Here is a 14376-nt window from a genome sequence, read left to right as displayed (position 1 = left end):
GATCAATCCCGTATTATCTGGCCGGTAAGATCCCAGCTATTATTATCAGCCACCTCCTTTAGCCAACTCTGCAGCTGCTCAAGTGGCATGGGTCTGGCTATCAGATACCCTTGCCCCTGATGGCAACCGAGGCGTTTGAGCTCATCAAGTTGCATCAAGTCCTCAATGCCTTCAGCCAATACCTGCAGACGCAACTGACGCCCAAGATTAACTATTGCCTCTGCAATACGGCGCCCTGAAGGGGAGGAAAGTTTGGCAACAAAATTACGATCTATTTTCAAACGATCAGCACTGAGCTGCTCAAGATAGGAGAGAGAGGAGAACCCTGTTCCGAAATCATCAATGGAGATGATGACACCCAGTTTTTTCAGCTCCTGCAGTTTGGATTCAACCGCATCAGAGCCCAGAATACCGGCCGATTCCGTAATCTCAAGATCCAGTATATTGCCATCCAGCTCCGCATCGCGTAGCGCCTCGGAAACAACTTTTTCAAAATCAGCCTGATTGAACTGAACAGCAGAGACATTCACCGCCACACGCAGATCAGGCAGCAGCGCTTTGACTGATTTGAGATCCTGTAATGCCTGACGAAGCACCCAGGCGCCCAGCGTCAGTATCAGCCCTGATCGCTCTGCCAGTGGGATAAACACTTCAGGTGAGATCATATCACCCTGCTGGGTCTGCCAGCGCAACAGCGCCTCAAACCCCAGCACTTGCCCCGTTTCAAGCTCAACCTGCGGCTGATAGACCAGATGTAATCGCTCCTGTTGCAGATCTTTCTTCAACTCTGCCAGAAGCGTTGCACGCGCTCTGAGTTCCTGCCCCATCTCGTTGCTGAAAGCCAGATGCTGACTCTGACCTTCCAGTTTGGCACGTTTCAGGGCGATGATGGCATTACCCAGCAGATCACTGGCACTGACGCTCTGATCAACAACCACCTCACTTGTGCAGACCGTCAGCAGATGCTGGGTGTCATTAACCTCCACGGGCTTCGCAAATAGCTGACGTACACTGATATCAACTCCCGGAACTTTTTCCAGAAGCAGGGCAAACTGGTCAGATCCCAGACGAGCCATGCTTTGCAGCCCAGTCAGGCTGGATAACATCTCAGATACACGCTGCAGTAGCAGATCACCATGACGATGCCCGAAGGTGTCATTCACAACTGAAAACTGGTCGATATCGATCAACATCAACTGCAGAGATTCAGCACAGCGCTCAGGCAGGGTTTCCAGCAACTTCAACAACCCATTGCGATTACATAAACCGGTCAGTGTATCTTGATAAGCGAGGGTCTGAAGCTGCTCGACAAGCCCGATATTCTGCGCACAGAGAGAGATATTATGTGCAAACATCTTGATCAGCTCTTCATCCATCTGCGACAGAGAGATCACAGCATCCACATAAACGACATAGCGCTGCGTCGGCAGGGGCTCAAAATACAAACAGGTGGAATCGTCATGTACGATGTTTGCCGAGGCTTCAAAAGACTCCTGAACCCGCGACCAGACCTTATGATCTTCACTGAAATGAGGCTCCTCCATCCACCGAACATAGCGCCCGGCGCTGGCAATCACCCGAACAGATCCAGGGTTGAGTACTTCATTCAATGCCTGAAAGCAGACCAGCCCGTCCGGTTCAATGCCGATAAACGCGGACAACTGATTAATCACCCCTTCTGAGAAAGCTCTCAACCCTTGCTGTTGCATCAAACTGTTGGTAGCCGTGATGATACGAGACAGGCCGATACGGTTTTTGTCGATTTTCTGCAACTGATCGTAGCTGCGTATCGCTGTCATAAGCGAGCTATAGAGTCTGGATCTCGTCAGCTCGCCCTTGGTCTTGTAATCATTGATGTCATACTGCTCAATGGTTTCTATTTCTGGCGCATAACCCGGCTGACCGGTACGTAGAATAATCCTCAGAGCATCCAGTTTCAGCTCTTCTCGAACCCGATGAACTAACTGGAGACCTGCGCTATCAGACTCCATCACCACATCAAGCAACATGACGGCAATATCGGGGTTGTCGGATAAGGTCTGGAAGGCTTCGTGGGAGGAGTAAGCGTGAAGAAAGATCAGGGAGCGGCCAAGAAACAGCAAGGACTTGAGTGAAAACTCAGTGGAAATATGAACATCTTCGTCGTCATCAACGATCAGTACTTTCCAATGGCTACGAGGCAGTGATACCCAGGATGGCTCCTCCGGCAGTACTGCTTCATCTGCGAATATGACTACATCATCATCTGAGCCGACCACTTATCCCCCTAACCACTCATCAGCGCCGCAAGGATTCAACCCACCCCATCGTCGAGGTGGGTTTTCAGGCATCAGTTAATATGTATATACCATCTGATAATATTTGGCTATCCTATCAGCCAGTTAATCGCAGCCAGTTATTCTCAATCGGTTAACCGACCATCCCGATAGTCTCTCAATGCCTGCTCTATCTCTTCAACAGTGTTCATCACGAATGGCCCATACTGCGACACCGGCTCACCAATAGGCTTTGCAGCCACCAAAAGCAATCTGGCGGGTTCGTCGCCACTGCTGAAGGTCACCTGATCGCCCCGGCTCAATTCAGACGCAGCATTCAGCTTCAAATACTGACCTGCAACCTCTGCTTTACCTTCGAAAAGATAGGCAAAACCGGCAAGATCCTTCTCAAGCGGCAGTGAGATCTGAGTCTTCGGTGGCAAAGCGATATCCACAAACAAAGGATTTGTCGTCACCCCCTTAACCGGTCCAAGCAGATTTTTTCCTGCGAAGGACAGTGCCCCTGCCACCAAACGCAGCTTGACGCCCTCTGGCGAGGTATATTCCACCACTTCTTCCGGCTCGATATTCTGATACGCCGCCGGTTTCATCTTGTCAGCCGCAGGCAGATTGACCCAGAGTTGAAAGCCCCGCATCAGGCCATCTTCCTGTTGTGGGCGCTCCTCGTGAATCACGCCCCGCCCCGCCGTCATCCACTGCACACCACCGGAGCGCAACAGACCTTCACTGCCCAGATGATCCCGATGCAACATCAACCCATCCAGCATGTAGGTCACCGTCTCAAACCCTCTGTGCGGGTGAGGTGGAAAACCTGCAATGTAGTCATCCGGATTGTCTGAAGAGAACATATCCAGCATCAGAAACGGATCGATACGCATATTCTGACGCTGCCCGATACTGCGTTTGAGCTTTACACCAGCGCCATCCTCACTGTCGATCCCTGCTATCACACGGCTGATGACACGATCAACCAAACCTGTAGAACCTGACATATCAAAGCTCCTTACGATTATGTGCCGCCATCAGATCAACACGTGGACCGACCGGGATCACACCACTGGGATTGATTGAAGGATGGCTGCAGTAATAGTGATGCCGAATATGATCAAGATTGACCGTTTCGGCCACGCCCGGATGCTGATAGATATCACGCAGATAGGCTGACAGCACCGGATAATCCGCAATTCTGTTTCGATCACACTTGAAATGGCTGACATAGACCGGATCGAACCGGATCAATGTCGTGAACAGACGGATATCCGCCTCTGTCAGCTCACCACCCACCAGATAGCGCTGGGTAGACAAGCGCCCCTCAAGCCAATCCAGCTCGGAGAACAGATCGGTGACGGCCTCCTCATACGCTTCCTGAGAGGTCGCAAAGCCTGAACGATACACACCATTGTTGACGCGATCATAGACCCGCTGATTCACCTCATCGATCTCTTCACGCAAGGCTTCAGGGTAATAGTTGCCTGCTTTCGCGCCCAGCGTATCAAACGTCGTGTTCAACATTCTGATGATGTCGGAAGATTCGTTGTTAACGATGCAGTTGTGTTTTTTATCCCACAACACAGGCACCGTGACACGACCTGAATAGTCAGCCTTATCACGGGTATACACCTGGTGCATGAAAGACAAACCATGCAAGGTATCACCCGTCGCATCCACAAAATCGGAATCAAATGTCCAGCCGTTTTCCAGCATCAGCGGATGCACGACAGACACACTGATCAGATCCTCAAGCCCTTTGAGTGACCGCAGAATCAGCGTGCGATGAGCCCAGGGACAAGCCAGCGACACATAGAGATGATAACGGTCTGCTTCCGCCTCGAACCTTGCGCCAGTCCCTGGTGCATCGATCCAGTCACGGTACTGGGACTCGCTCCTGACGAAGCGCCCACCCGTTGATTCGGTGTCATACCATTTATCGTACCAATTGCCATCGACCAGCAGTCCCATGACGTATCCTCCGTTGTTCGTTAAAAGCTTCGTGCACCCTCTGAAAAGTGATCTGCTCAGGATGCCAGCTGAGTAACCTGCTCCTGTGCGGCTGTCAGTGCCTGCTCTTTGACACCATCACCCATGTTCAGGCCCTCAGCATAGACCACCTCGACAGATTTGAAGCCGACAAAACCAAGGATCTGTTTCAGGAACGGAATCTGATGATCCATACCCGATTCTTTGTACAGACCTCCACGGGTCGCCAGCAGCACAACAGGTTTATCCTGAAGTAAGCCAACCGGACCTGTTTCAGTGTAGCGGAAGGTCACACCGGATCTGGCCAGCAGGTCCAGCCAGGATTTCATCTGTGAAGGCACACCGAAGTTGTACATCGGCACCCCGATCAATACCTGATCAGCCTGTTTCAGCTCATCAATCAAACTGTCGGAAAGATCAACGACTGCCTGCTGCTGCTCAGTGCGCTGAGCCGGATCGCTCATCAGCGCAGCGACGAGTTCTGCATCAAGGTGCGGTAACTGATCCTTCACCAGATCACGCGTAACTACCTGACCATCCGGGTTACTCTCAAGCCACTGGGCGATGAACTTATCAGCCAACTGGGTGGACTGGCCATGACCGGCAAAGAGACTGCTTTTAACGTGAAGTAATGTTTTCATCTGCTTAATTCCTGACTGATTGAATATGCAGCCATTATGAGATTTAATAATCAGATGTAAAACAGCAAAAATATGCATGATTTAATCGAAAAAACTGATAGATAATCCAAAGTAAGCAATCTGAGACAGGTAGCCAATGAATATTACACTTGAGCAATGGCAGGCACTGGTTGCCGTAGTTGATCATGGCGGGTACGCCCAGGCAGCAGAAGCACTGGGTAAAAGCCAGTCAGCAATCAGCTATGCTGTGCAAAAACTGGAAACGTCGCTCGAAGCGCGTGTATTCAAACTGAAAGGGCGTCGCTCAGTACTGACCGATACCGGACAGGCACTGGTACGCCAGGCCAGGAAACTGCTGGAAGATGCCGACCGGATCGAAAAGCTTGCAAGGCAATATGGAGCAGGTGCTGAAGCGGAGATTCGCATCGCAATGGATGCGATCTTCCCGTCCGACATACTGATGTGTGTACTGGTTGAGTTCGCAGGTCTTCAACCCTTCACACGCATCAACCTACTGGAAAGCACATTGAGCGGAACGGATGAAGCACTACTAAAAGGACAGGCACAACTGGCGTTGGGTGGGCGCGTGCCACCTGGCTTTCTCGGCACACCACTGTTGACGGTGCGCTTCATACCAGTTGCTCACCCAGATCACCCGTTGCACCAGATGAATGCGCCACTGTCGCTGGATGATCTGCGTCAGCATCGGCAATTAGTCGTCAGCGATTCAGGGAGCCGCAATCTTGATGCCGGATGGCTGGGTGCAGAGCAACGCTGGACTCTCTCAAGCCTGAAAACCTCAATAGAATGCGCCTGTCAAGGAATCGGCTTTGCCTGGTACCCCGAGCCCAGAATACGCAGGCAACTGGAACAAGGGTTACTGAAACCGCTGCGCATGCAGATATCAGCAGAGCGCAAGGTGGAACTATATCTGATACTGGCAGATGGAGAGTTTGCAACTCCTGGTGTCCGCAAGCTGGCCGAGCTACTCCAAAAACGAGTCACCGAACACCCGGAGCTCAATGAAAGAACCTGCCCTGAACCACAGATCTGAAAAGCCGGGCTGAGCACCGGTTATACAGCCGTTGAGCCACCTCAATGGCAATCAAAGATAAGGCGGAGTACAGGCACTGATAATCACACAATCTACCTTACCGACATTACGAAATCGATGCGGCTGTCGGCTGTCGAACAGATACGCATCGCCCGCTTTCAGTATCGACTTGCGATCGCCGACTGTCAGCTCGATTGCACCTTCAATTACTATTCCACCCTCTTCCGACTCATGTTTGAGCATGGCCCTGCCGGTATCTGCACCAGGCGCATAGCGCTCATGCAGTAACTGCAGATTATGATGGCGCATATCGCCCACCTGCCGAAAGCTGACAGCACCACTGGCGATCGGCACCAGTTCGCTGGCATTGAAAAACACTCGGCTCTCTTCGGGGGTTTCCAGTGCAAAGAAGTCTGTCAACGACATCGGAATACCATCCAGCACTTTTTTCAATGAAGAGACGGAGGGACTGCTCTGATTGTTTTCTATCAGTGAAATCGCGGCATTAGTTACTCCGGCACGCTTGGCAAGTTCGCGCTGCGACAGGCCAGCATTTTGCCTGACATAGCGCAACCTCACACCCAGATCGAAGTTATCTTTACCGCTACTGAGATCGCTCATGAACTGTTTTCCTGTTCAATGCACCATTTTCAAACTGAACCTTAAATATTGCACACTAATAAGGCATCAAAACCCTCTTGCCATAACCCTGCAAAACGTGCGATAAATAAATTTAACACATGTGAGCGGCAAACTCGCTGTGATAATTGGAATTGGCCCGTTTAATGCTTGTGATTTGAGTGATAGCGGGCATTTCAACTGAATACCCGGGAATAATAACTCTAATACCCACCTTCATCGAATGTGGAATGTTATTTTTCGCCCTTGCTGTCAATTTTAATTAACACATCAGCATTCGCTGCTGCAGGAGGAGAAGAATATGCAACCAGGCGCGGAAATGGAACCTCTGGTTCGTTTCTCAGGAGTACAGAAAACCTACGACGGCGAAAACCTGGTCGTCAAAGATTTGAATCTCACCATCAATAAAGGCGAATTCGTCACGCTGCTGGGCCCTTCCGGATCAGGCAAAACCACTTGTCTGATGATGCTGGCAGGATTCGAAGTCCCTACCAGTGGCGACATACTCCTGGGTCAGCAGCGCCTGAACACAGTTCCTCCGCACAAGCGCAATATTGGCATGGTATTTCAGAACTATGCACTGTTTCCACACATGACGGTCGAGGAAAACCTGCTTTACCCGCTGAAAACAAGAAAAATGCCGAAGCAACTCGCGCGTGAGAAGGTCGACCGCATTCTCAGCATTATCAAGCTGGATGAGTTTGCCAGACGTCGCCCCACACAACTCTCCGGCGGCCAGCAACAACGTGTCGCACTGGCACGAGCACTGGTGTTTGAACCGCAGCTGGTACTGATGGATGAGCCGCTGGGAGCGTTAGATAAACAACTGCGTGAACATATGCAGTTGGAGATCAAGCATCTGCATCAGCAACTGGGGCTGACAGTAGTATTTGTGACCCATGATCAGACAGAGGCGCTGACCATGTCGGACCGCGTGGCTGTTTTCAACGATGGTGTCATTCAGCAGATCGACTCACCTCAAAAGCTTTATGAGTATCCAGCCAACGCATTTGTGGCGCAGTTCATCGGTGAGAACAACACCCTGATGGGTCGAGTGCATGCGACTGATGGTGAGTTCTGCCAGGTTCATTTTGGCGAGGGTCTGGGGACACGGGCCAGCAAGAGCCAGACACTGAATGCCGGCGATCCAACACAACTGTCGATCCGACCCGAGCGTGTTCGCTTGAATGGGTCCAGTCAATCACTGCCCAACCGATTTCGCGCCACTTTGCACGAGTTTGTCTACCTGGGAGACCACTTGCGCCTGCGTTGTGAGCTGGCAGGCAATGAGCAGTTTTTTGTCAAAGTACCTGTCAGTGAACTCTGTCCCTCTCTATCCGTTGGCGATCAGATCGACATCGGCTGGCGAGATGAGGATGTCCGGGCACTGAATGCCGTTTGAAAAACACCTGAACACCCTATGAGCACTACACACAACCAACAATAATGACGCACGCACTATCGGAGATAACCATGAAACAGACCACGCACACAAAACAACCTAAAACAGCCAGAAAAATGCTCAACACAGCACTGCTGACAACAGGCCTTGCACTGTCAGCCAGCGCCAATGCCTTCACTATCATCTCATTCGGCGGCGCATCTGGTGATGCGATGCAGGAGGCATTCTTTACGCCTTTCGCTGATAAAAATGACGTCAGTGTCACTGCAGGCGATTACAACGGCGAATTTGCACGCATCCGTGCCATGGTGGAAACCGGCAATATCAGTTGGGATGTCGTTGAGGTGGAATCGCCAGAGCTTGCTCGAGGCTGCTTTGAAGGTCTGTTCGTTCCAATCGACTGGGATCGACTGGGTATTCAGGATCAGGTCATTCCCGAGGCGGTCACTGAGTGCGGTGTTGGCATCATGGTGTGGTCTACCGTACTGGCGTATGACGCAGATCGCTTGCCTCGTGCACCAGAAAACTGGGTGGATTTCTGGAACGTAGCAGAGTTTCCTGGTATGCGCGGTCTTCGCCGTGGTGCCAAATATACGCTGGAAGCGGCTCTGATGGCTGACGGAGTTCCCGCCGATGAAGTCTATGATGTGTTGGCCACTTCAGAAGGTGTTGACCGCGCCTTCGCCAAACTGGATGAACTGCAGGCCCATATTCAGTGGTGGGAAGCGGGTGCTCAGCCTCCTCAGTGGCTGGTAGCTGGTGATGTTGTGATGTCCAGTGCCTACAACGGCCGTATCGCAGCCGCTCAGGAGGAGGGTCGTAACCTGCAGATCACTTGGAATGGCAGCGTCTATGACCTGGACTACTGGACAATTGTTGAAGGCAGTAAGCATGTCGATACCGCTTACGACTTCATCAAAATGGCCAGCCAGGCAGACACCCAATCCGTTTACTCCAGCAACATCCCCTATGGACCGGTCAACCCTGATGCTATTGCCCTGCTGAGCGACAAGCAGGCCGCTCAGATGCCGACTCATGCCAACAACCTTGAGGGTGCGCTGGCGATGAACACTGAGTTCTGGGTTGATCATGGCGAAGAGCTTGAGCAGCGCTTCAATGCCTGGGCATCTCAGTAATAGAACTTGATCTGAACAGCCGCCGACGCCAGCTTATCGGCAGTTCGGCGGCGCTTAACCCAATATCCAAATCCAAGGCTGGCTTGCCAGTCCCGGAGGAATGATGACAGCAGCGATGGCTACTCTTGAACAGAGTCCTTCCGGAAACAGATCCGGGCTTAAGGCGCAGCTGCGTCGCGCCGAGCGTTTGCGTAAAATAAAGGCGGTCGCGCTGATAGCTCCCCTGGCGATTTTTCTGATTTTTATATTCGTGATACCTATCGGAAGCATGCTGTGGCGCAGTATCGACAATACGGAGTTGCAGCAGGTGATGCCTGTAACCTCCGCACTGATTCAGGAGTGGGATGGTTCAGACCTGCCGAACGAAGCAGTTTTTGCCAGCTTTGCGCATGAGATCCGTGATTCACGTACCGGTGGGGGTCTTGGACGCATCGGCAGACGCCTGAATTATGAAGACCCCACTTTCAGAACACTTCTGACCAACACCATCCGCCATTTGCCAACCGAAGCTGACAGCTGGACATCCGCATTGCAGGAGATAAGTCCGCGCTGGAGTGATACAAGCACCTGGCTTGCCCTGCAGCGAGCTGCACCCGCCACCACAGATCGCTATCTGCTGGCGTCCGTTGACCTGCAGCGAAATGATGCCGGAAAAATCGAAGCGGTGGAGCAGAATCAACGCATCTATCAAAGTGTATTCAAGCGCACCATGATTATTGCCGGAGGCGTGACGCTGATATGTCTGTTTCTTGGTTTCCCACTCGCCTATCTGCTGGCCACTTTGCCAACCGGAACCAGTAACCTGCTGCTGATCTTCGTATTGCTGCCCTTCTGGACCTCATTGCTGGTCAGAACGGCTGCATGGATCGTGATGCTGCAATCAGGTGGCCTGGTCAATACCGGTCTGATCATGAGCGGTATCATCGATACCCCGCTGCAACTGGTGTTTAACCGTGTCGGTGTTTTCTTCGCCATGGTGCATATTCTGCTGCCGTTCATGGTATTGCCGCTTTACAGTGTCATGAAGGGTGTTTCACCCACCTATCAACGCGCAGCTGTCTCACTGGGCGCACACCCTTTTGCAGCCTTCTGGCAAGTGTATGTTCCCCAGACGATATCAGGCATCGCTGCAGGTACGATCCTGGTCTTTATCATGGCGATCGGCTACTACATCACACCGGCACTCGTTGGGGGGCCTTCCGATCAGATGGTCAGCTACTATGTCGCTTATTACACCAACACCACTAATAACTGGGGCATGGCTGCGGCACTGGGCTCTTTACTGCTGCTGGCTACTTTGCTGCTCTATCTGATCTACCACAAGCTGGTCAATCAGAAACAACTGGTCAGGAGCTGAAATCATGGCATTACAACCCTATGCTTCCCCCATAGAGCACATCTGGTTCTGGACCTTTCGCATCTTCTGCGCGCTGGTACTGATCTTCCTGATGCTGCCGGTATTAGTGATCATCCCGCTGTCATTCAGCAGCGGCAGCTTTCTGACCTATCCGTTACCTGGCTTTTCGCTGCAGTGGTATCAGGCGATATTCAGCTCTGGACCATGGATGGATGCCCTGAAAAACAGCATGATCGTAGCGCCACTGGCAACACTTCTGGCCATGATATTCGGTACCATGGCTGCAGTGGGTCTGAACCGCGCCGACTTTCCCGGCAAGGGGGTGCTGCTGGCTCTGTTGATCTCACCCATGGTAGTTCCGCTGGTCATTGTCGCCGTGGGCATGTATTTTTTCTTTGCCAGCGTCGGCCTGCTGAACTCCTATGCCGGTCTGGTGCTCGCACACGCCGTGCTGGGAGTACCTTTTGTGGTGATTACAGTGAACGCCACTCTGCAAGGATTTGACTATAACCAGATGCGGGCAGGTGCCAGCCTCGGAGCTAGCCCTTTGCGTGTTTTCTTTACTGTAGTATTACCGCAGATAATCCCCGGAGTTGCCTCGGGAGGACTGTTTGCCTTTGCCACCTCCTTCGATGAGGTCGTCGTGGCGCTGTTTATCGCCAGCCCGACTGAGCGCACGCTGCCGATGCAGATGTTCTCGGGAATACGCGAAAACATCAGCCCCGCAATCGCGGCGATGGCAACTATAATGATTTTACTATCCGTTCTGCTCCTGCTGGTAATGGAGTTGCTGAGAAGACGCAGCGAGAATCTGCGCGGAGCACAATGAACAAAATCGATGCTCAACTCGATACCCGTACCACGCACTAATGAAGGCAAGAGCAGCGCTAACCTGACAACAACACATGGAGTTAATAATGCCCCTGAACAACCCGACCCTGTTTAAACAACAGGCTTATATAAACGGCCAGTGGGTCGATGCCGCAGACAAACGCGACTACGCCATATTCAATCCGGCAAACGGTGAGAAACTCGGATCTGTACCCACCATGGGCAAGTCAGAAACCGATCTGGCAATTGCCGCTGCAGAAGCCGCACTGCCCGCCTGGAGCGCACTGACTGCCAAAGAGCGCAGCGCAAAACTGCGCCGCTGGTTCGAGTTGATGATGCAGAATCAGGAGGATCTAGGCCGTCTGATGACGCTGGAACAAGGTAAGCCTCTGGCCGAAGCCAAGGGCGAGATCGCCTATGCAGCCTCCTTTATTGAATGGTTTGCCGAAGAAGCCAAGCGTGTTTATGGCGAAACCATTCCCGGGCATCAGGGCGACAAACGCCTGGTTGTGATTCGTCAGCCAATCGGTGTTGCTGCAGCGATCACGCCCTGGAACTTCCCTTCTGCCATGATTACGCGCAAAGCCGCACCGGCACTGGCCGCAGGCTGCACCATGGTGCTCAAACCAGCACCCCAGACCCCCTTCTCTGCACTGGCACTGGCCGAACTGGCAGAGCAGGCGGGCATTCCCGCTGGCGTATTCAATGTTGTGACTTCTGATGTGGAAAGCTCGCTGGCCGTCGGTCAGGCGCTGTGCCAGAGCCCTGTTGTTCGCAAGCTCTCCTTCACTGGTTCAACCGGGGTCGGCATCAAGTTGATGGAACAGTGCGCACCAACACTGAAGAAGCTCTCATTGGAGCTTGGCGGCAATGCCCCCTTCATTGTATTTGACGATGCGGATCTGGATGCTGCAGTCGAGGGTGCAATGATCTCCAAATACCGCAATGCCGGGCAAACCTGTGTTTGTGCCAACCGTATCTATGTTCAGGCAGGCGTCTATGATGCCTTTGCTGAAAAACTGACCGCTGCCGTGACAAAACTCAATGTCGGCAATGGCCTGAATGAAGGCGTCACCACTGGCCCACTGATCGATGAAAAAGCAGCCCAGAAGGTCGAGCAACATCTGGCAGATGCACTCAGCAAAGGTGCAAAAATCCTCACTGGTGGTCAGCGCCATGAGTTGGGTGGCACCTTTTTCACCCCAACTGTGATAAGTGGCGCAACGCCCGAAATGCTGATCTCACGTGAGGAGACCTTTGGCCCACTCGCACCACTGTTCCGTTTCGAAGACGACGCCGATGTGATCCGCCTGTCCAACGATACCGAATTCGGTCTGGCAGCCTATTTTTATACCCGTGATATGGGTCGTGTCTGGCGCGTCGCTGAGGCGCTGGAATACGGCATGGTAGGTATCAACACCGGCCTGATCTCGACCGAAGTGGCACCTTTTGGTGGTGTGAAATCATCGGGTCTTGGGCGTGAAGGATCGAAGCATGGCATCGAAGAATATCTGGAAATGAAATACCTCTGCATCAATATCTGACATGCATGGCATGTCGAATTGCAGAGTTGTACTGAGTTGCAGAGTTGTACTGAATTGCACATATATGATGGCTCACGAATAGCCCGGAGAGAAAAATGAGTAAAACCAATGCTGAACTGATCAACCGTAAAAGCCAGGCAGTCGCCCGCGGCGTCGGGTTGGCACACCCTCACTTTATCGAGTCAGCGCAGAACGCCACCCTGACAGATGTAGAGGGTCGGGAATTTATCGATTTTGCCGGTGGCATCGCCGTATTGAATACCGGACACCTGCACCCCACCGTCAAGGCTGCAGTTGCAGAACAGTTGGAGAAACTGACTCACACCTGCTTTATGGTGCTGGGCTATGAGCCCTATGTAGAGGTGTGTGAACGCATTAATGCCCTGACTCCTGGCAACTACACCAAGAAGAGTGCACTGTTCACCACCGGCGCTGAAGCGGTTGAGAACGCCATCAAGGTGGCACGTGCCCATACTGGCCGCACTGGCGTTATCGCCTTCGGGGCTGGCTATCATGGCCGCACCCTGGCGACTTTGGCACTGACCGGTAAAGTGGCGCCCTACAGCAGCGGCATGGGAATTATGTCCGGGGATGTATTCCGCGCCCTCTACCCTTGTGAGATGCATGGCATTTCAACCGAAGATGCGATCGCCTCCATCGAACGTATTTTCAAGTTTGATGCCGAGCCAAGCGATATCGCAGCGATCATTCTGGAGCCTGTTCAAGGTGAAGGTGGATTCTATGTCGCGCCGAAACCCTTTATGGCTGCCCTACGCGAGTTGTGTGATAAACATGGCATCGTACTGATCGCTGATGAAGTGCAGACAGGCGCAGGCCGTACCGGCACCTTTTTTGCGATGGAGCAGATGGGTGTCAGCGCCGATATCACTACCTTCGCCAAGTCGATTGCCGGTGGCTTCCCGCTGTCCGGTATCGTCGGCAAAGCCGAGATCCTGGATGCGATAGCACCGGGTGGTCTGGGCGGCACCTATGGCGGCAGTCCGATCGCCTGTGCCGCAGCGCTGGGCGTTCTCCAGGCATTCAAGGAGGAGGATCTGCTGACCCGTGCCAATACAGTCGGTGAGACTCTGACCAGCAACCTTAATCAGTTGTCGGTTGATTTCCCGGTGATTGCCGAGGTGCGCGGCCTGGGTGCAATGATCGCAATGGAGCTATTACAGGATGGCAAACCAGCACCCGAACTGACCGCTGCAGTGGTTGCCAAGGCGCGTGATAAGGGTCTGATTCTGCTTTCATGCGGCCTGTACGGCAACGTGATCCGTATTCTGGTGCCGCTGACCGTACCTGATCAGCAGTTGCAGCAGGGTCTGGATATCATCCGCGACTGCTTCAGCGAACTGGCTGGTTGATCCAGTCCCTCAGCTACATGCCGGACTATTAAGTTAGTCCGGCATCTCTTTTCTCTGCCTCTACCCGAACAGACAGACTCTGACAGCACCACCCATCTGAACTAGACTGAACATCCAGACAACTAAAACTATTCATGTTGCCACTGTTA

At 52.6% G+C, this 14376-nt stretch carries 12 protein-coding genes; 7 read left to right on the top strand and 5 right to left on the bottom strand.

What is annotated here, in order from left to right; genetic code table 11:
- Positions 1–2: 2 nt before the first annotated feature.
- The 4 genes from ACK3CJ_RS07305 to ACK3CJ_RS07290 form a co-directional block, all read right to left on the bottom strand.
- The gene (locus ACK3CJ_RS07305) at positions 3–2258 is read right to left on the bottom strand and encodes a GGDEF/EAL domain-containing response regulator (RefSeq protein WP_409525784.1); all 2256 of its coding nucleotides are present in this window, start codon (positions 2256–2258) and stop codon (positions 3–5) included.
- A gap of 143 nt (positions 2259–2401) precedes the next feature.
- Entirely contained in the window at positions 2402–3268 is an 867-nt protein-coding gene (locus ACK3CJ_RS07300) for a pirin family protein (protein ID WP_409525783.1), read from the bottom strand.
- 1 nt (position 3269) lies between these two features.
- Positions 3270–4235: a glutathione S-transferase family protein gene (locus tag ACK3CJ_RS07295; protein ID WP_409525782.1), complete on the bottom strand. Its 966-nt coding sequence runs from the start codon at positions 4233–4235 to the stop codon at positions 3270–3272.
- A gap of 56 nt (positions 4236–4291) precedes the next feature.
- Positions 4292–4894: an FMN-dependent NADH-azoreductase gene (locus ACK3CJ_RS07290; RefSeq protein WP_409525781.1), complete on the bottom strand. Its 603-nt coding sequence runs from the start codon at positions 4892–4894 to the stop codon at positions 4292–4294.
- A gap of 136 nt (positions 4895–5030) precedes the next feature.
- Between ACK3CJ_RS07290 and ACK3CJ_RS07285 the strand changes: the two genes are divergently transcribed.
- Positions 5031–5948 carry a LysR family transcriptional regulator gene (locus tag ACK3CJ_RS07285; protein WP_409525780.1) on the top strand — a complete coding sequence of 306 codons (918 nt, stop codon included), beginning with the start codon at positions 5031–5033 and terminating at the stop codon, positions 5946–5948.
- Positions 5949–5999: 51 nt separating this feature from the next.
- Here ACK3CJ_RS07285 and ACK3CJ_RS07280 read toward each other — a convergent pair whose 3' ends face one another.
- Complete coding sequence (locus ACK3CJ_RS07280) at positions 6000–6569, bottom strand: cupin domain-containing protein (protein WP_409525779.1); 570 nt, start codon at positions 6567–6569, stop codon at positions 6000–6002.
- Between the two features lie 319 nt (positions 6570–6888).
- Here ACK3CJ_RS07280 and ACK3CJ_RS07275 point away from each other — a divergent pair, with 319 nt between their 5' ends.
- The 6 genes from ACK3CJ_RS07275 to gabT all read left to right on the top strand — a co-directional run bounded on the left by ACK3CJ_RS07275 (position 6889) and on the right by gabT (position 14227).
- On the top strand, positions 6889–7989 hold the full coding sequence (locus tag ACK3CJ_RS07275) for an ABC transporter ATP-binding protein (RefSeq protein ID WP_409525778.1): 1101 nt from the start codon (positions 6889–6891) through the stop codon (positions 7987–7989).
- Between the two features lie 71 nt (positions 7990–8060).
- Entirely contained in the window at positions 8061–9125 is a 1065-nt protein-coding gene (locus ACK3CJ_RS07270; RefSeq protein WP_409525777.1) for an ABC transporter substrate-binding protein, read from the top strand.
- 115 nt (positions 9126–9240) lie between these two features.
- Positions 9241–10482 carry an ABC transporter permease gene (locus ACK3CJ_RS07265; protein WP_409525776.1) on the top strand — a complete coding sequence of 414 codons (1242 nt, stop codon included), beginning with the start codon at positions 9241–9243 and terminating at the stop codon, positions 10480–10482.
- A gap of 4 nt (positions 10483–10486) precedes the next feature.
- Positions 10487–11311 carry an ABC transporter permease gene (locus ACK3CJ_RS07260; protein ID WP_409525775.1) on the top strand — a complete coding sequence of 275 codons (825 nt, stop codon included), beginning with the start codon at positions 10487–10489 and terminating at the stop codon, positions 11309–11311.
- An 88-nt stretch (positions 11312–11399) separates the two neighbouring features.
- Positions 11400–12857, top strand: a complete 1458-nt coding sequence (gene gabD, locus ACK3CJ_RS07255) for an NADP-dependent succinate-semialdehyde dehydrogenase (RefSeq protein WP_409525774.1) — start codon at positions 11400–11402, stop codon at positions 12855–12857.
- A gap of 95 nt (positions 12858–12952) precedes the next feature.
- The gene (gene gabT, locus ACK3CJ_RS07250; protein WP_409525773.1) at positions 12953–14227 is read left to right on the top strand and encodes a 4-aminobutyrate--2-oxoglutarate transaminase; all 1275 of its coding nucleotides are present in this window, start codon (positions 12953–12955) and stop codon (positions 14225–14227) included.
- Positions 14228–14376: the final 149 nt, after the last annotated feature.

This window comes from Nitrincola salilacus, assembly GCF_046271865.1.
Lineage (GTDB): Bacteria > Pseudomonadota > Gammaproteobacteria > Pseudomonadales > Balneatricaceae > Nitrincola > Nitrincola salilacus.
This window is presented reverse-complemented; position numbering and strand designations above follow the sequence as displayed.